The following is a 17,639-nucleotide window of genomic DNA, read 5'->3' on the forward strand; positions in this document are numbered from 1 at the left end:
GCTTATGCACCTTCCGCGCGGGGCGCAGGCGCTTGCGTTGCACCCAGGCGGCCATGCAGGGCCACCCAGCCGTCTTGCTCGGCCCATACGCCCAGCTCGATGAATGGCGCGTAGGCAGCGGCCACTTCTTCCGCCTGGCGTGCCAGCACGCCGGACAGGATCAGCGCGCCGCCGTCGGCGACACGGCCCGAGAGCATCGGCGCCATCAGCTTCAATGGACTCGACAGGATATTGGCGACGACGATGTCAAACTTGGCCGTGGCGTGTGCCGACGTGGCAAACGTGTCTGGCAAGAAATATTCGATCTCGCACTGGTTGCGCTCGGCATTGTCGCGCGCCGATTCGATCGCTTGCGGGTCGATATCGACGCCGGCCACCGTTTGCGCACCGAGTTTCTTGGCCACCATGGCCAGGATGCCGGAACCGCAACCGTAGTCGAGCACGGTCTTGCCTGGGGCAGGATGGGCTTCCAGCCATTCCATGCACAAACGCGTGGTCGGGTGGCTGCCCGTGCCGAAGGCCAGGCCCGGATCCAGTTCCAGGATCAGGCCGCTTGGGTCCGGTGCCTCGTGCCAGCTGGGCACGACCCAGATATTCTTGCCGATGTGAATCGGGGCGAATTGCGACTGGGTCAAACGCACCCAGTCCTGCTCTTCCACGGGGCGCATGCTAAAGGCGGGCACTTCCGTCATGCCGACCGCTTGCGCAGCGGCGGCCACGATGGCGGCCTGGTCGGCGTCGACGTCCGTCAGCGCCACCACGCGGCTGCGTTCCCACGCCGCTTCCTTCGGTTCCATGCCGGGCTCGCCAAACAGCGGCTGCTCGGCATCCGTGCCTTCATCGGCGTCTTCCACCGATACCGACAGGGCGCCCGCTTCCATCAACGCATCGGACATGGCCTCGGCGTTGTCACGGGCGATTTCGATGACGATTTCCGTCCAGCTCATGCGCCCGCCTTGATTTCGGACTTCTTGGCGATGCTGGGGCTGCCGCCATTCAGGTTCTTGCCCAGGTCCGGCATGTCGGCCAGCTTCTGTTCCAGATAGTGAATGTTGGTGCCGCCTTCGATGAAGCGCGCGTCGATCATCAGTTCCCGGTGCAGGGCGATATTCGTGTTGATGCCTTCGACCACCATTTCGGACAGGGCGATCTGCATGCGGCGGATCGCTTGTTCGCGCGTGGCGCCGTAAGCGATCACTTTGCCTATCATCGAGTCGTAGTGCGGCGGCACATAGTAGCCGGCGTAGGCGTGCGAATCGACGCGGATGCCAGGGCCGCCCGGCGCATGCCACGACACGATCTTGCCTGGCGATGGCGTGAACTTGAACGGGTCTTCCGCATTGATGCGGCACTCGATGGCGTGGCCCGACAGCAAGACGTCGCGCTGGCGGAAACGCAGTTTTTCGCCGGCGGCGATGCGGATCTGTTCTTGCACGATGTCGATGCCGGTGATCATCTCGGTGACGGGATGCTCCACTTGCACGCGGGTATTCATTTCAATGAAATAGAACTCGCCGTTTTCGTACAGAAATTCAAACGTGCCAGCGCCGCGGTAGCCGATCTTGCGGCATGCTTCGGCGCAACGGTCGCCAATTTTCTCGATCAGTTTGCGCGGGATGCCCGGCGCCGGTGCTTCTTCGATCACTTTCTGGTGGCGGCGCTGCATGGAGCAGTCGCGCTCGCCCAACCAGACGGCGTTCTTGTGTTCGTCGGCGAGGATCTGGATTTCCACGTGGCGCGGATTTTCCAGGTACTTCTCCATATACACTTCAGGGTTGCCGAAAGCCGTGCCCGCTTCCGTCTTGGTCATCGCCACGGCGTTGATCAGGGCAGCTTCCGTGTGCACCACGCGCATGCCGCGTCCGCCACCGCCGCCGGCGGCCTTGATGATGACCGGGTAGCCGATCTTGCGGGCAATTTGCACGATCGCTTTCGGATCGTCCGGCAACGCGCCTTCCGAGCCGGGTACGCACGGTACGCCAGCCTTGATCATGGTTTGCTTGGCCGATACTTTATCGCCCATCAGACGGATCGATTCGGAACGGGGGCCGATGAAGACGAAGCCCGATTTCTCGACGCGTTCGGCAAAGTCGGCATTTTCCGACAGGAAGCCATAGCCTGGGTGAATCGCTTGCGCATCCGTCACTTCAGCGGCGCTGATGATGGCGGGCATGTTCAGGTAGCTCAGGGTCGACTGTGCCGGGCCGATACAAACGGATTCGTCGGCCAGCTTGACGTATTTCGCGTCCTTGTCGGCTTCGGAGTGGACTACAACCGTTTTAATGCCCATTTCGCGGCAGGCGCGCTGAATACGGAGGGCAATTTCACCACGGTTGGCAATCAGGATTTTTTCAAACATGGTAGGTTCGCGTATGTCTGTGAGAGCCGGCGAGCCGGCGAAACAACAAGTGTGAGGGGCTAAAACTGCAAACGGCCGTTGCCGGCCGTGTGGACTGGGTTTTAGCCGATCACAAACAAGGGTTGACCGAATTCGACCGGTTGGCCGTTTTCGACCAGGATCTGGGTCACGACGCCGGCTTTATCGGAGTCGATTTCATTCAGGAGCTTCATCGCTTCGATGATGCACAGGGTATCACCTTCCTTGACGGTCGAGCCCACTTCAACATAGGCGGCGCTGCCAGGAGCGGAGGAACGGTAGAAGGTACCGACCATCGGCGACTTGACCACATAGCCCGTTGGCTCGGCGGCGACCACGACGGCAGGTGCCGCAGCGGGAGCGGCGGCTGGCGCGGCTGGCTGGTATTGGGCTTGCATGCCTTGCGGCTGCATCATGACCATCTGGTTTTGCGGCATGGCCGACGATTTGACGATGCGAACCTTGCTTTCGCCTTCGGTAACTTCCAGCTCTGCGATATCCGATTCGGCGACCAGGTCGATCAAGGTCTTGAGTTTTCGTAGATCCATGTAAAACCCCTAGGAATGTAGTTTGTTTTATGAGTGATGCGGTGATGTCCAAGAGCCTATCGCCGCGCTAAATGCGTGCAGATCGCGTAGATTAACGTTTTTTAAGCGCAAAGTCGATGGCAAACCGATATCCATCGATACCTAGCCCGCAGATCGTCCCCTGCGCGATCGCGCTGAGAAATGAGTGATGTCGAAACGTTTCGCGTTGATAAATATTCGAGATATGGACTTCCACGAACGGGATGGCGACCCCGGCCAGCGCATCGCGCAAGGCAACGCTGGTATGGGTCAGGCCGCCCGGATTGATGACGATGGCATCGATCCCTTCCGCTCGCGCGGCATGGATGCGGTCGATCAGCGCGCCTTCGTGGTTGCTTTGAAAGCAGACCAGGTCGGCACCGGCCGCCATGGCTTGCGCCATTGCGGCCTGCTCGATATCGGCCAAGGTGCTGGCGCCGTAGACCTCAGGCTCGCGCGTTCCCAGCAAATTCAGGTTGGGACCGTTGAGCAGAAGGAGGTTTTTTGCCATGTATGGAAGACCGTTTTAGCGAAAGTTCCGCATTTTGCCGCCAAAGATACGCATTGGCAAGAGAAAAAAGCACGCTCCGAATTTACAATTTATCCAGATCGGCGCGTAACTGATCAAATTTCAAGCGGCCCAGATAGGTCTTTTTGACTTCGCCATCGGCGCCGATCAGCACCGTAAAGGGCAAACCGCCCGTGGCATTGCCAAAATGGCGCGACAGGTCGGTGCCGCTCATGCCGGAGACATACACGGGATAGGCGATCTTGAATTTGCTGGCAAAAGTGGCAATATTGCTGGCCGAATCGATGCCGATGCCGATCACCTGCAGGTTTTTCGCCGCATAATGGCCTTGCACTTCGGATAACTCCGGCATTTCTTCCACGCAAGGTGGGCACCACGGCGCCCAGAAATTGACCAGTAAATTCTTGCCTTTCCATTGCGACAAGGCTTGCGTGGCGCCCGCCGCGTCCGGCAAGGACAGCGCATACAGCTCATTGACGGGGCCCGTCGCGCCTGGCGCGATCGTGGTCGTCAGCGGTCCCGCCGCTTTCGCTTTTTCCTTGCTTAAACCGACGTAGGCGCCCATGCCGCCAAACATCAGCGCGACGATGGCGCAGGCGATCCAATTCTTTTTTGTCATAACTTTATCTATATCAATGTTAGTCGGCAGCCGGCACGCCATCGGCAAGGCTGGCGGCCAGCAGGCTGCGCAGCCCGGCGATATCGGTGCGCAGCACCTTGCCGTCCGCCTTGGCTTTCAGCGCGCCGCGCATATCGTCGAGCTCATACATGGCGGCGTGCACGCCTTCGTTTTTCCACAGGAAACTGGCTGTCTCGACCGCATCATAACGCGCTCCCTTGAAATGCGGGCTTTCCGACATGTCGAGCACGACATTTTTATTCAGCAGGAAGATGTGGATTTCCTTGGCGCTCTCGGCAAACAGCTGCAAATAGATCTCGTCATGGGGGCCGGCCGTGCCATTGAGCACGGGGCCGCTGAGCAGGGGATGAAATTGTTGCAACGCTTCCATGACCTGCAGCGCAATCGTGCGCAGCTGGAACAGCCGTGCCGGCTGGCTGTCGGCCAGGAACAGGGCATTGTATTGCCGCACCTGTTCTTCGATCATGTCGTTGTCAGGCAGTACATTGGTCAGGTTCGGCGCGTCACCGAGGACTTGCCGCGCCGCCTTGCGCTTGGCGCTGCCATAGTCGGCGCCATCCTGCGCCACGAGGCGCGCGGCAGCGGCGGCGATTTCCAGGCGCAACTGCGCGCTATCGTCAAATGCATCGTTCGTCATGAGCGAGATGATACTCCGAAGCGGAAAAAGTCATGGCGTCAGGTAAAATCCTGCACTTGCTGTTTTTTATCTCACCGTCTTACTTACTTAAGCGTGCACCTTTCGCACTGATCACATGCATATTCATATTCTCGGTATTTGCGGTACCTTCATGGGCGGCCTGGCTGTCCTGGCCAAGGAAGCCGGCCATAAAGTCACCGGTTGCGATGCCAACGTCTATCCGCCGATGAGCACTCAGCTGGAATCGCAGGGAATCGAACTGATCCAGGGGTTTGATCCGGAACAGACCAAGCTGAACCCGGATTTGTATGTGATTGGCAATGTGGTCTCGCGCGGCAACCCGCTGGTGGAAGAAATCCTCAACCGCAGCCTGCCGTATGTATCGGGCCCGCAATGGATCGGCGAACACATCCTGCGCAATCGGTGGGTGCTGGCGGTGGCCGGCACGCATGGCAAGACGACAACATCAGCCATGCTGGCCTGGATACTCGAAGACGCGGGCTACGCGCCGGGCTTTTTGATCGGCGGCGTGCCGATGAACTTTGGCATTTCCGCCCGCCTGTCCGGCAAGATCGACGGCAAGAGCGCCGAGTCGGACTTCTTCGTCATCGAAGCCGACGAATACGATACGGCCTTCTTCGACAAGCGCAGTAAATTCGTGCATTACCACGCGAAGACGGCCGTCATGAATAACCTGGAATACGATCACGCCGACATCTTCCCCGATCTGCACGCGATCGAGACGCAATTCCACCATCTGGTGCGCACCGTGCCCGGCATCGGCCGCCTCGTGTACAACGGCGACGAAGCGTCGCTGCAGCGCGTGCTCGCACGCGGCTGCTGGAGCGAACAGGAAAGTTTTGGTCAAGATGCCCACTGGCAACTGCAAGAGCAGGCCGACGGCAGCTTCGACGTGTATTTCAATGGCCAGCAGGAAGGCCATGTGGCATGGGCGCTCACGGGCAAGCACAACCGCAGCAATGCGCTGGCGGCCATCGCCGCCGCGCGCCACGTGGGCGTGCCCATTGCCCAGGCGTGCGCTTCGCTGGCCACGTTCGAGAGCGTCAAGCGCCGCATGGAAGTGCGCGGCGTGGTCAACGACATCACCGTGTACGACGATTTCGCGCACCATCCGACGGCCATTGCCACCACCGTGGGCGGCTTGCGCCAGAAGATAGGCGACAGCGGCCGCATCCTGGCCGTGCTGGAACCGCGCTCGAACACCATGAAGCTGGGCGCCATGAAAGAGGCGTTGCCGGGCAGCCTCAAGGATGCGGACCTGGTATTCGGTTTTGGCAGCCATGCCGCGCTGGGCTGGAGCCTGGGCGACGCACTGGCGCCGCTGGGCAAGATTGCCAGCGCCTATGAAGACATCGATACCCTCGTGGCAGCCGTGGCCGCCAGCGCCCGTCCCGGCGACCAGATCGTGGTCATGAGCAACGGCGGCTTTGGCGGCGTGCACCAGAAATTGCTGGAGGCGCTGGGCCGATGATTCTGTACCTGCATGGATTTCGCTCGTCGCCCCTGTCGATGAAGTCGCGCCTGCTGGCCGCGCAGATGCAGGCGCTGGGCCGTGAAGCACAGTGGCTGTGCCCGCAGTTGCCGGCCTCGCCCAAGCTGGCCATCGAGTTGGCCCTGTCGCTGGTCAAGGATGTGACGCCGGCCGACTTGACGATTATCGGCTCCTCGCTGGGCGGCTATTACGCCACCTGGCTGGCCGAGCGGCTCGGTTGCCGCGCCGTGCTGCTCAATCCTGCCATCGTGCCCCTGATCGACCTGGAGCAGCATGTGGGCGTGACGACGGAGTTCCATTCGGACAAGCCATTCGAGTTCAAGCGCGAATACATCGCCGAACTTGGAACCTTTGCTGTAGAGAAAATTACTGAGCCGCAACGCTATTTCCTGATTGCCGCCACCGGCGATGAAGTGCTCGACTACCGCGATATGGTGGCGCATTATCAGGGTGCGCGGCAGTGCGTCATCGACGGCAGCGACCATGGCATCAGCGAATTTGCCGCATACGTGGCGCCCGTGCTGGCCTTTTGCGGCATCGACGCGGACTCTGCCCAGTGAGGCCGGGTTCGCTGCGGCAGGCGCAATGGCATGCGCACGTGAACGCCGTCAATGCGCCGCCGGCCCTGCGCCACTGGCTCACGGGCGGCGGTTCGCTGACGGCCAAGCTGAAAGCGCACAGCCAGGCGTTCCGCGTGCAATGTTTGCATCAGGAAACGGCACGCTGCTTGAGCGACGAGGCCGCCATCATTGGTTTGCACCGCGCGGGCCGGGTATGGGAGCGCGAAGTGCTGTTGCGTTGTGATAACAGACCGGCCGTGTTTGGCCATACCGTCGTGCCCATGCAGGCGACGGCCACGGACTGGCCCCTGTTTTCCGCGCTGGGCGAGCGTTCGCTGGGCACGACCCTGTTTGGCGACCGCATGGTACGCCGCGGTGCACTGGCATTTGCCCGTTTGCGCGCCGGGCACCCGCTGGTGCAGCGGGCGCAGGCGGCACTGGCATTGGAAGGGCGGCGCTTTGATGCCAAGTCGCTGTTTTTTGCCCGCCGCTGCCTGTACCAGCGTCACCAGGGATTGCTGCTGGTAACAGAAGTATTTTTGCCGGCGGTGCTCGAGTTGACGTCCGTCGCTCGCACCGCTGCAACCGACACACTAATAAACAAAGCATAACAATGAATCTATTTTTTGAAGAATCCGGCGATTTCAAGGTCGGCACGGTCCTGTCGCAAGCGGGTGAAGCCTACCAGGTCGAAATGGCCAGCGGCAAGCGCACCAAGGTCAAGGTCAAGGATGTGCTGCTGCAGTATGAAAAGCCGGCCCCGGCCGAGCTGCTGGAACAGGCCAAGGCCGTTGCTGCCGAGATCGACCTCGATTTCCTGTGGGAAGTGGCGGGCGAAGACGAGTTCGGCTTTGCCGAGCTGGGCGCCGAGTATTTCGGCCATGCCCCCTTGCCGCCGGAAGCGGCCGGCCTGATCCTCGCCCTGCATTCGGCGCCCGTGTATTTCTACAAGAAGGGCCGTGGCCGCTACAAGGCGGCGCCGGAAGCGTCCTTGAAGGCGGCATTGGCCGGCATCGAAAAGAAAAAGCAGCAGGCCCTGGTGCAGGCAGGCTATGTGGAAGAGCTGAAACAGAACCGCTTGCCCGCCTCGATGCAGCCCATGGTGCTGCAATTGCTGTTCAAGCCGGACAAGAACACGATTGAATACAAGGCGCTGGAAGCGGCGTGCACGGAATTGCACACGACGCCGCCGCGCCTGATGCTGGCTGTCGGTGGTATCGCTTCGCCGAAAGACTTGCACCTGTCGAAGTTCCTCTTCGAAAATTTCCCCAAGGGCGCCGGTTTCCCGAGCGTGCCTGTGCCGTCCGTGACAGCCAAGCTGCCGCTGGCCGACGTGGCCGCCTTCTCGATCGACGACGTGACCACGACCGAGATCGACGATGCTTTCTCCGTGCAGCCCTTGCCGGACGGCACCGTGAAAGTGGGTATTCACATCGCCGCGCCGGGCCTGGGCATCCGTCCGGAAGACGTGATCGACAAGATGGCGCGCCAGCGCATGTCGACCGTCTACATGCCGGGCGACAAGATCACCATGCTGCCGGACGAAATCGTCAATGCGTTTACCCTGGCGGAAGGCACGACGTGCCCGGCCCTGTCGCTGTATGCGACCCTGGACCCGAAAGCCGACTGGGCCGTGGTCAGCACGCAGACGCGCGCCGAACTGGTGCCGATTGCCAGCAACTTGCGCCACAACCAGCTCGACGACCTGGTCAACGAGGAAACCCTGGCCAGCGGCGAAGGAGAATACCCGCACAAGGCCGATTTCGCTGTGCTGTGGCAATGGGCGCAGCAGCTGGAACAGGGCCGCATGAAGAAGCGCGAAGCGTTTGGCCTGAAGCCGGAACAGAATAACCGCGTCGATTTCAACTTTTATGTGGAAAACGACATCGTCACCGTGGCGCGCCGCAAGCGTGGCGCGCCGCTCGACAAGATCGTCGCCGAATTGATGATCTTTGCCAACAGTACCTGGGGCAAGATGCTGCACGACCATGGCGTACCGGGCATCTACCGCAGCCAGGGCGGCGGCAGCGGCAATAGCTGGGCGGCAAAGATGCAGGTGCGCATGGTCACCCATGCGGCGCCGCATCAGGGCCTGGGCGTGGATCAATACGCGTGGAGCACCTCGCCCTTGCGCCGCTACACGGACCTGGTGAACCAGTGGCAAATCATCGCCTGCGCCGAGCATGGCGTGACGGCGCCGCTGGTGGCCCCGTTCAAGCCGCGCGATGCGAATCTGTTCGCCATCGTCTCGGCCTTCGACGCCGCGTATGCCGCGTATGGCGATTTCCAGTCGAATATGGAACGCTACTGGTGCTTGCGCTGGGTGCACCAGGAAAACGCGCGCCAGGTCGATGCCGTCGTGCTGAAAGATGAAATCCTGCGCCTGGTCGACATTCCGCTGGTCATCAAGCTGCCGGGCATGCCATCGGTGGCGCGCGGTGCGCAGGTCAAGCTGGATCTCTTGCGCTGGGATGAAGTCGACCTGAGCATCGAAGCGCGCCTGCTGGAAATCGCCGCCGTGCCCGATGCGGCGGCCGATGCCGAGCTCGACTACGAAGAGGAATCGGGCGACGAAGGTGCGGAAGAGGGCGACGCGGCGGCGGAAGCCTCGCCGGAAGCGGCGAACCAGGTCAGCGACGCGGACGCGGAAGTGGCGGAACTGGCCAGCGAAGACGTGGTCAGCGAGCCCGAGGTCAAGTAAGGCCGCGGGGCGGCGTGAAAAACGGGACTAAAACTGTTTCCCGCGTCGCCCTTTGACGTAGAATTCAGCCATCTTGTATGGTGTGCTTGTTGCTAACTGGGTTGCGCGTGAAGTCTTTCCGAGAGAATCGTTTCCTGATGATCGCCGTGGCGGTATCGCTGCTGGCGCACGGCGCCTTGCTGGCGATGCATTTTGTCGCCCCGGCCCCGCAGCGGGCCGTCGCCACCGATCCCGGCCTGGAAGTGATACTGGTCAATGCCAAGCATGCGGACAAGCCGCTGAAGGCCGATGCACTGGCGCAAGCCAACCTCGACGGCGGTGGACAAGCGGACAAGGGGCGCGCCAAGTCGCCCTTGCCCGACATGCGCAAGGTGGAAGAGGGCGACAGCGTCAAGGCCAGCGCCCGGCGCATCGCCGAGCTGGAGCAGAAGCAGCAGGAACTGCTGACGCAGGCGGCCAAACCGACGCCCTACAGCGCCGCGCCCGTCACGGAAAAAGACAAGCCCAATCCCCTGGCCTCCGGTTCGGACTTGATGGAAAGCAGCAAGGCCATCGCCCGCATGGCGGCCGAGATCAGCCAGACCGTGGAAGACCAGAACAAGCGCCCGCGCAAGACCTTTATTACGCCCAGTACGCAGGAGGTCGGCTATGCCATGTATTACAAGACCTTGCAAAAGCGTATCGAGGAAATCGGCACCCTGAATTTCCCGCAAAACAATGGCCGCAAGATGTATGGCGAACTGGTCGTCTACATCCCCATCTTCCAGGACGGCACGATTTACCAGAAAGAGGGCGGCGTCCGCGTGGAAAAAAGCTCGGGTAATCCCGCGCTGGACGCGGCAGCCCTGGCCATCGTGCGCCGCGCGGCGCCGTTCGGCCGTTTCCCACCGAATATGTTGTCGAGTGATAAAGATGACCTGTGGGTCGTCATCACCCGTTTCAAATTTACCCGCGAAGAAAAAATGGAAGCTAACCTGACTGGCGGCAGCAATTGAACAAGCAAGAGATGAACCCCGATCAATATTGCGTCTTCGGCAATCCCATCGCCCACAGCAAGTCCCCCCTGATCCACGCCGCGTTTGCCCTGCAGACAGGACAAGCGTTGGTCTACGAGCGCCGCCTGGCTCCGCTCGACGGTTTTGCGCTGGCCGCCCGCAGCTTTGCGGCCGAAGGCGGCAAGGGCGCGAACGTGACGGTGCCCTTCAAGCTCGACGCGTGCGCGCTGGCCACCGAGCTGACGCCGCGGGCCAGGGCCGCCGGCGCCGTCAATACCCTGCGTTTTGATGGCGACATCATTCTTGGCGACAATACCGATGGCGCGGGCCTGGTGGCCGACATCGTGCGCAACGCGGGCGTGGCCATCGCCGGCAAGCGCGTCTTGCTGCTGGGCGCGGGCGGCGCGGCGCGCGGCGTCGTGCTGCCCTTGCTGGAACAGGAACCGCAGGAAATTTTTATTGCCAACCGCACCGTGACCACGGCCGAGGTGCTGGTGGCGCAGTTTGCCGATGCGCTGGCGCACCCCGGCCAGCTGCGTGCCGGCGGCTTCACGCAGCCCGAAGGCGTCTTCGATATCGTCATCAATGCCACCTCGGCCAGCCTGGCGGGCGACTTGCCGCCCGTGCCGCCCGGTATCTTCGGCAGCCGCACCCTGGCGCTGGACATGATGTACGGTGCCCAGCCCACCGTCTTCATGGATTTTGCCGCCCAGCATGGCGCGCAGGTGCGCGACGGCCTGGGCATGCTGGTAGAGCAGGCGGCTGAAGCGTTTTACGTGTGGCGTGGCGTGCGGCCGCAGACGCAGGATTTGCTGGCGCAATTGCGAGGCAGCCTGTGAGCGCCGGCAAGAAGGGCGCGCGCAAGAGCGGCCGTGGCTATGGCTGGATCAAGTGGCTGTTCATCGTGCCCGTGCTGGCCTTTATCGTCGTGCAACTGTATTTCTTCCTGCAAATCTGGTGGTGGGTCGACCATAACCCGTCCAGCACGGCTTTCATGCGCGAACAGTTGTCTGTCTTGCAGGAAAAGAATCCGAATGCCACGATCCAGCAGACGTGGGTGCCGTACAACCGCATTTCGAACAATCTGAAACGGGCCATCATCGCCTCGGAAGACGCGAATTTTTCCGAGCACGAAGGCGTGGACTGGGAAGCCTTGCAAAAGGCATATGAAAAGAACAGCAAGAAGCAGAAAGTCGTGGCGGGCGGCTCCACCATCACGCAGCAGCTGGCGAAGAATCTGTTCCTGTCCGGTTCGCGCAGCTATGTGCGCAAAGGCCAGGAACTGATCATCACGTATATGCTGGAAAACCTGATGGAAAAGCAGCGCATTTTCGAGATTTATCTGAACGTGGTGGAATTTGGCACGGGCACCTTCGGCGCCGAAGCGGCCGCGCGCCACTATTACCGTGTCAGCGCGGCGGGCTTGAGCGCGGCGCAGGCGGCGAAATTGGCCGTGATGCTGCCGAACCCCCGCTTTTACGACCGTCACCGCGACACCGGTTATCTGAACCGGCGCACGGGCGTGATTCTGCGCCGCATGGGGGCGGCGGAATTGCCTTGATGGCGAGGCGATTCCTTTGCATAAAGTTAAAGCTGCCTGATTGGCACTATTGCGGCGCAGCATCTTAATCGCCTCCCTTGGTGCAACGCCGCACTTTTTCCGTGAAAAAGCCGTGCCGGGGGTGGTCGTGAAAAGGCCTTTGCGGGTACACTTGCGCTGTTTTCATTTTTGGCGCCAGCGCCAGCACATCACGATAACCCCACATCCGGCTGAGAGCGCGCATGATCAATGTCTTTGTATTACAGAATGGCCGGCTCAACCAGGTGCCGATCGACAGCCGCGCAGACCTCGAAAATGCCGAACCGGTGTGGGTCGACCTGACCGACCCTACCGATGATGAACGGGCCTGGGTCAAGGCCATCTACAACGTCACCCTGCCGGGCGAAGACGAAGTCAAGGATATTGAAGCGTCGGCCCGCTATTACGAAGCGGAAAACGGCGACTTGCACCTGCGCACGGATTTCTTGCGCGAAGAGGACGACGGCCCGTCGCGCGTCATCACCGTGGCCTTCATCCTGGCCCGCAAGATCCTGTTTTCCATGCATACGGACGACTTGCCCGTGTTCCGCCTGGTGCGCATGCGCGCCCGTTCGCGGCCCGGCTCGATTGCCGACTACATGGACGTGCTGCTCGACCTGTACGCCACCGATGCCGAATATTCGGCCGACGTGCTCGAAGGCATCTACCAGAACCTGGAAGAAGTCAGCACGCGCGTGCTGCAAAAGGAATTTACCGATGCGCACGCGGCCGAAGCGCTGAATGCTATTGCCCACGAGGAAGATTTGAATGGCCGTATCCGCCGCAACATGATGGATACGCGCCGCGCCGTGAGCTTCCTGATGCGCGGCCGCTTGCTCAATTCCGAGCAGTTCGAGGAAGCGCGCCAGATTTTGCGCGACATCGAATCGCTCGATGGCCACACCTCGTTCCTGTTCGACAAGATCAACTTCCTGATGGACGCCACCGTCGGCTTCATCAACATCAACCAGAACAAGATCATCAAGATCTTCTCGGTGGCCAGCGTGGCCTTCCTGCCGCCTACCCTGATCGCCAGCGTGTACGGCATGAACTTCAAGCTGATGCCGGAGCTGGAATGGTCGTTCGGCTATCCATGGGCCTGGGGCTTGATGATCACCAGCGCCATCGCGCCCTTCCTGTACTTCCGCCACCGCGGCTGGCTGAAATAAGCAGCATCGCCGGGACGCTCCCGCGTCCCGGTTTCAAGGCGAGCGCAGCAAATTCAAAAATCAGCGATAATCACTGGTATTGCGTGGTATTGAATTGGTATCTACGTTGCCTGTGTTGAGCCAGTCTTTTCCCCGTAGTCTGTCTTTTGCAGAAAAGTATCGTCATTGAGTCGTTTTCTGCGTGGCAGCGTCCGCCTGTTCCACCTATGATCGTTGCGATGCCAGCCTTGGCCGGCTGGCCGCCGCATTTCCCGTCACCGTTGTCTTCTGGAGAGTCCATGCCTGATACCGCCATCACCCCACCGCGCTTTACCCATCTGATCAGCGACTGCGATGGCGTGCTGATCGACAGCGAAGCCGTGGCCCTGCAAGCGCTGCTGGAGTTGCTGGGGCCGCGCCTGCCGAACCTGCCCGAGGGCGTCACCCTGCAAGGCTTGATCGAGCCGCGCCTGGGCCAGCGCCTGGTGCCGCTGATGCAGGATATCTACAAGGAGCTGGGCTTGCCGCAATTGCCGGCCGACGAGATCATGGCCATCGGCAACGCCGTCGATGCCGCTTGCGACGCGCAATTGCGCGCCGTGCCCGGCGTGGCGCAGGCGCTGGCCGCCATTGCGCTGCCCAAGGCCGTGGCCTCGAACAGCGTCAGCGCGCGCGTGCTGTCGGCGCTCGAGCGGACCAGCATGGCGCCGCTGTTCGACAAGCGCGTGTTTACGCCGGACCTGGTGGGCCATGCCAAGCCGCATCCGGGCGTCTACCTGGCGGCGGCTGCCGCGTTTGGCGTGCCGCCAAGCCAATGCCTGGTGCTGGAAGACAGCGTGACGGGCGTGACGGCCGCCGTGGCGGCGGGCATGACGGTATTGGGATTCATCGGCGGCGGGCATATCGCCGCAGGCCAGGAAGATAGGTTGAAAGCGGCCGGCGCGCATGTCGTGTTCAACGACATGGCCAGGCTGCCGGCGCTGGTGGCCGCGGTGATGGACACCGCGACCGTCTGATTGTGCTTATGCTAATTTAGCAAAGACCTTGCGCGCGGCAGCGATGGTGGCGTCGATGACGGCGTCATCGTGCTGCGCCGAGACGAAGCCCGCCTCGAAGGCGGCGGGCGCGAAGTACACGCCTTCGTCCAGCATGGCGTGGAAGAAGGCGTTGAACTTGCTGCGGTCGCCCGCCATCATTTCCGCGTAGCTGGTCGGCGGCGTTTCGCTAAAATAAATGCCGAACATGCCGCCGATGTAGTCGGCGCAGAACACCACGCCTGCCTCCTTGGCGGCGGCGGTCAGGCCTTCGGCCAGGCGCTTGGCCGTGGAGCCCAGCTGCTCGTAGAAGCCCGGCTGCTGGATCAGTTTCAGGGTGGCCATGCCGGCCGCCACGGCGACCGGGTTGCCGGACAAGGTGCCGGCCTGGTAGACGGCGCCCAGCGGCGCCATGTTGTGCATCAGCGCCGCGCTGCCGCCGAAGGCCGCCACCGGCATGCCGCCGCCGATCACCTTGCCCAGCGCGGTGAGGTCGGGCTGGATGCCGTACAGCGCCTGCGCGCCGCCCAGGGCCACGCGCAAGCCGCACATTACTTCATCGAAAATGAGCAGAGCGCCGTGCTGCGTGCACAGCTCGCGCATCGCCTGCAGGAATGCCGGCGTGGCTTTTACCAGGTTCATGTTGCCGGCCACCGGTTCGACGATGACGCAGGCGATCTCCGCGCCGAAGCTGTCGAAGGCGTCCTTCAGCTGTTCCACGTTGTTATAGTCGAGCACCAGGGTGTGCTTGACAAAATCTTCCGGCACGCCGGCCGACGTCGGGTTGCCGAAGGTGAGCAGGCCGCTGCCCGCCTTGACCAGCAGCGAATCGGCGTGGCCGTGGTAGCAGCCTTCGAACTTGACGATCTTGTCGCGTCCCGTGGCGCCGCGCGCCAGGCGCAGGGCGCTCATGGTCGCTTCCGTGCCCGACGACACCAGGCGCACCTGCTCGATCGACGGCACCAGACGCGTGATTTCCTCGGCCATCAGCACTTCGCCTTCGGTCGGCGCACCGAACGACAGGCCCAGCGCGGCCGCATCCTGCACCGCCTTTACCACTTCCGGGTGGGCGTGGCCGACGATGGCCGGGCCCCACGAGCCGATGTAGTCGATATAGCGCTTGCCGTCCGCGTCCCAGAAGTACGGGCCTTCGGCGCGCGTGATGAAGCGCGGCGTGCCGCCCACGGAGCGGAAGGCGCGCACGGGCGAGTTGACGCCGCCTGGCGTGGTTTTTTGTGCGCGGGCAAACAGGATGTCGTTCTGTGAAGTCGTCGTCATGATAATCGTGCCTTGAGAGTGGATCGTTGTCTGTGTCGTCTGTGTTTGTCTGGACGGGATTATTGGGCGCCGTGCTGGCGCTGCTGCCGGAACAGCCGGTTCGGCACCAGCTTGCCCATGCCGTGGCGCTGCGCGTGGGCCAACGCGCCGGCCGTGAATTCCTGCGCCGCCACGACCACTTGCGGCACATCGTCTTCGTTTTCCGCCAGGGCCAGCAGGGCGGTGGCCGCCGCCGACAGGGTGCTGCCGGCGCCGTTGAAGATGCCGGGCAGGTGCTGCCATTCGTCGTGGCGCACCACGCCGTCCTCGCCGAACAGGGTATTGGCGCGCAGCTTGCCTTCGCCCATGCCGGACTTGCTGGCGTCGGCCGGCATGCCGGTGACAAGCACGTACTCGCAGCCCAGCGCCACCAGGTAATCGACGTCGTTTTGCAGGGTGTCGTCCGGATCGGCGTCGCGCCAGGTCTCGGCCAGGCGCTCCAGTTCCACCGGCGAGAGCACCAGCAGGGTCGTTTGCGGGATCAGCAACTGGCGCACGGCGGTGAGGATGTCCTCGTCGTCCATGCCCTGTTCCGGCAGCGCCGAAATGAAGGGATCGAGGATCAGCGGCACGTTCGGATAGTCGGAGACGATTTCGGCGATGGCCGTGACGTTTTCCACGCTGCCCAGCGCGCCGATCTTGATGGCGGCCACGGACATGTCTTCCAGCAGCACGCGCGCCTGGTCGGAAACCCAGTCCGGGTCGACCGCCTGCACGTCTTCCACGCGTGCCGTATCGCTGATCAGCAGGCCCGTGGTGACCGACAGGCCATGGCAGCCGAAGGCTGAAAACGTGGCCAGATCGGCCTGGATACCGATCGCGCCGACCGGATCGGACACGCCGAAGCTTAATATGAGGGGAGAAGTTTGGTTTTGCACGGCGGGTAGATTAAGATACCTAATTCAGCATTTTACTTGATTGAAGGGTGGCAGAACGTGAGTAGCAACGAAACAACGCAGCAATTCCAAACGTGGATGTGTCTTATTTGCGGCTGGGTTTATGATGAAGCGGCCGGCTTGCCCGACGAAGACATCGCTCCCGGCACGCGTTGGGCCGATGTTCCGATGAACTGGACCTGTCCTGAATGCGGTGCGCGCAAGGATGATTTCGAGATGGTAGCGCTGTAATCAATCAGGTCCACGGGATGCCGCTGCCGCACGCAGGTGTCGCGGCTGCCTGTGCTATGGTATGAAAAATTGTCGAATAATCACATGACGCGATCTTCCTTGCCAGAGGCGCCGTCCGATGCCGTGTGTGCCGGCGTCACGGTACTCGTCATCGACGACAGCGCGACGATACGCAGCGCTGCCGCGAAGATACTGGGCGAGGCCGGTTACCACGTGGTGGTGGCGGAAAACGGCTTTGCGGCCCTGGCCAAGATCGCCGACTGCCAGCCGGCGCTGATCGTGTGCGACATTATGATGCCGCGCCTGGACGGCTACCGCACCTGCGCGCTGATCAAGGCCAGCGCCGCGTATCACGCCACGCCGGTGCTGATGCTGTCGTCGAAGGAAGGCTTGTTCGACCGGGCGCGCGGCGCCATGGCGGGCGCCAGCGCCTGCCTGGTCAAGCCGCTGGCGCGCGAGGCGTTGCTGGAGGCCGTGCGGCTGCACCTGGCCGGGCATTTTGAGTAAGTGTTTTTATTGATTGACAACGCAGCAAGGAAGCAGATGGCCATACACACAATTCTGATCGTCGATGACTCGCCGACAGAACGCTACTACCTGAGCGAGATGCTGGTGCGTGCCGGTTATGCCGTCCTCACGGCGCAGGACGGCGCCGACGCGCTGGCGCAACTCAAAGAGGCCAGGCCCGACCTGATCCTGATGGACGTGGTGATGCCCGGTGCGAATGGCTTTCAGATCACGCGCGCGATTGCGCGCGATCCCGAACTGCAGGACGTGCCGGTGATTATCTGTTCCAGCAAGAGCCAGGAAACGGACCGCATCTGGGGCTTGCGCCAGGGCGCGCGCGATTACCTGGTCAAACCGGTGGTCGAAGCCGAGCTGCTGGCCAAGATCGCCGCGCTTTCCTGAGCATGCA

The 17,639-nt window shown here is 62.0% G+C and carries 20 protein-coding genes; 12 read left to right on the top strand and 8 right to left on the bottom strand.

Annotation, left to right across the window (positions count from 1 at the left end):
• Nucleotides 1-2: 2 nt before the first annotated feature.
• The 6 genes from prmA to AC1RBA_RS21625 all read right to left on the bottom strand — a co-directional run bounded on the left by prmA (nt 3) and on the right by AC1RBA_RS21625 (nt 4,749).
• A complete protein-coding gene (gene prmA, locus AC1RBA_RS21600; RefSeq protein ID WP_070222159.1) occupies nt 3-947 on the bottom strand; it encodes a 50S ribosomal protein L11 methyltransferase in 945 nt (314 codons plus the stop codon).
• A complete protein-coding gene (gene accC, locus AC1RBA_RS21605; RefSeq protein ID WP_070222157.1) occupies nt 944-2,359 on the bottom strand; it encodes an acetyl-CoA carboxylase biotin carboxylase subunit in 1,416 nt (471 codons plus the stop codon). The genes prmA and accC overlap by 4 nt, the downstream gene beginning before the upstream one ends.
• A 101-nt stretch (nt 2,360-2,460) precedes the next feature.
• A complete protein-coding gene (gene accB / locus AC1RBA_RS21610) occupies nt 2,461-2,925 on the bottom strand; it encodes an acetyl-CoA carboxylase biotin carboxyl carrier protein (RefSeq protein ID WP_070222155.1) in 465 nt (154 codons plus the stop codon).
• Nucleotides 2,926-3,016: 91 nt separating this feature from the next.
• Nucleotides 3,017-3,454, bottom strand: coding sequence for a type II 3-dehydroquinate dehydratase (gene aroQ / locus AC1RBA_RS21615; RefSeq protein WP_034746628.1), 438 nt, complete (start codon nt 3,452-3,454; stop codon nt 3,017-3,019).
• Between the two features lie 82 nt (nt 3,455-3,536).
• On the bottom strand, nt 3,537-4,091 hold the full coding sequence (locus AC1RBA_RS21620; protein WP_070222153.1) for a TlpA family protein disulfide reductase: 555 nt from the start codon (nt 4,089-4,091) through the stop codon (nt 3,537-3,539).
• A 19-nt stretch (nt 4,092-4,110) separates the two neighbouring features.
• Nucleotides 4,111-4,749, bottom strand: a complete 639-nt coding sequence (locus AC1RBA_RS21625; RefSeq protein ID WP_070222151.1) for a hypothetical protein — start codon at nt 4,747-4,749, stop codon at nt 4,111-4,113.
• Nucleotides 4,750-4,864: 115 nt separating this feature from the next.
• Here AC1RBA_RS21625 and mpl point away from each other — a divergent pair, with 115 nt between their 5' ends.
• The 9 genes from mpl (at nt 4,865) to AC1RBA_RS21670 (ending at nt 14,261) form a co-directional block, all read left to right on the top strand.
• Nucleotides 4,865-6,241 (top strand): UDP-N-acetylmuramate:L-alanyl-gamma-D-glutamyl-meso-diaminopimelate ligase, encoded by a 1,377-nt coding sequence (gene mpl, locus AC1RBA_RS21630; RefSeq protein WP_492419796.1) that lies wholly within the window; start codon nt 4,865-4,867, stop codon nt 6,239-6,241.
• A complete protein-coding gene (locus AC1RBA_RS21635; protein ID WP_070290492.1) occupies nt 6,238-6,822 on the top strand; it encodes a YqiA/YcfP family alpha/beta fold hydrolase in 585 nt (194 codons plus the stop codon). Before mpl ends, AC1RBA_RS21635 begins: the two co-directional genes overlap by 4 nt.
• The gene (locus AC1RBA_RS21640; RefSeq protein ID WP_492419797.1) at nt 6,819-7,433 is read left to right on the top strand and encodes a chorismate--pyruvate lyase family protein; all 615 of its coding nucleotides are present in this window, start codon (nt 6,819-6,821) and stop codon (nt 7,431-7,433) included. The genes AC1RBA_RS21635 and AC1RBA_RS21640 overlap by 4 nt, the downstream gene beginning before the upstream one ends.
• A 2-nt stretch (nt 7,434-7,435) precedes the next feature.
• The gene (locus AC1RBA_RS21645; RefSeq protein WP_492419798.1) at nt 7,436-9,523 is read left to right on the top strand and encodes a ribonuclease catalytic domain-containing protein; all 2,088 of its coding nucleotides are present in this window, start codon (nt 7,436-7,438) and stop codon (nt 9,521-9,523) included.
• A gap of 137 nt (nt 9,524-9,660) precedes the next feature.
• Nucleotides 9,661-10,518: an energy transducer TonB family protein gene (locus AC1RBA_RS21650; protein ID WP_492402366.1), complete on the top strand. Its 858-nt coding sequence runs from the start codon at nt 9,661-9,663 to the stop codon at nt 10,516-10,518.
• A gap of 11 nt (nt 10,519-10,529) precedes the next feature.
• Nucleotides 10,530-11,357, top strand: coding sequence for a shikimate dehydrogenase (gene aroE / locus AC1RBA_RS21655; RefSeq protein ID WP_492419799.1), 828 nt, complete (start codon nt 10,530-10,532; stop codon nt 11,355-11,357).
• On the top strand, nt 11,339-12,079 hold the full coding sequence (gene mtgA, locus AC1RBA_RS21660) for a monofunctional biosynthetic peptidoglycan transglycosylase (protein WP_492419904.1): 741 nt from the start codon (nt 11,339-11,341) through the stop codon (nt 12,077-12,079). The genes aroE and mtgA overlap by 19 nt, the downstream gene beginning before the upstream one ends.
• A 221-nt stretch (nt 12,080-12,300) precedes the next feature.
• On the top strand, nt 12,301-13,266 hold the full coding sequence (gene corA / locus AC1RBA_RS21665; protein ID WP_034746658.1) for a magnesium/cobalt transporter CorA: 966 nt from the start codon (nt 12,301-12,303) through the stop codon (nt 13,264-13,266).
• Between the two features lie 278 nt (nt 13,267-13,544).
• Complete coding sequence (locus tag AC1RBA_RS21670; RefSeq protein WP_070222139.1) at nt 13,545-14,261, top strand: HAD family hydrolase; 717 nt, start codon at nt 13,545-13,547, stop codon at nt 14,259-14,261.
• A 6-nt stretch (nt 14,262-14,267) separates the two neighbouring features.
• Here AC1RBA_RS21670 and hemL read toward each other — a convergent pair whose 3' ends face one another.
• On the bottom strand, nt 14,268-15,557 hold the full coding sequence (gene hemL, locus AC1RBA_RS21675) for a glutamate-1-semialdehyde 2,1-aminomutase (RefSeq protein ID WP_492419800.1): 1,290 nt from the start codon (nt 15,555-15,557) through the stop codon (nt 14,268-14,270).
• A gap of 59 nt (nt 15,558-15,616) precedes the next feature.
• Nucleotides 15,617-16,474, bottom strand: coding sequence for a bifunctional hydroxymethylpyrimidine kinase/phosphomethylpyrimidine kinase (thiD, locus tag AC1RBA_RS21680; protein ID WP_070222137.1), 858 nt, complete (start codon nt 16,472-16,474; stop codon nt 15,617-15,619).
• Nucleotides 16,475-16,570: 96 nt separating this feature from the next.
• On the opposite strand from thiD, the gene AC1RBA_RS21685 reads away from it, so the two are divergent.
• The 3 genes from AC1RBA_RS21685 to AC1RBA_RS21695 all read left to right on the top strand — a co-directional run bounded on the left by AC1RBA_RS21685 (nt 16,571) and on the right by AC1RBA_RS21695 (nt 17,632).
• Nucleotides 16,571-16,723, top strand: coding sequence for a rubredoxin (locus AC1RBA_RS21685; protein WP_010401308.1), 153 nt, complete (start codon nt 16,571-16,573; stop codon nt 16,721-16,723).
• Between the two features lie 84 nt (nt 16,724-16,807).
• A complete protein-coding gene (locus tag AC1RBA_RS21690; protein WP_492419801.1) occupies nt 16,808-17,230 on the top strand; it encodes a response regulator in 423 nt (140 codons plus the stop codon).
• A gap of 36 nt (nt 17,231-17,266) precedes the next feature.
• Nucleotides 17,267-17,632, top strand: a complete 366-nt coding sequence (locus AC1RBA_RS21695) for a response regulator transcription factor (RefSeq protein ID WP_070222135.1) — start codon at nt 17,267-17,269, stop codon at nt 17,630-17,632.
• Nucleotides 17,633-17,639: the final 7 nt, after the last annotated feature.

This window comes from Janthinobacterium sp. GW823-FHT03B06, assembly GCF_058796955.1.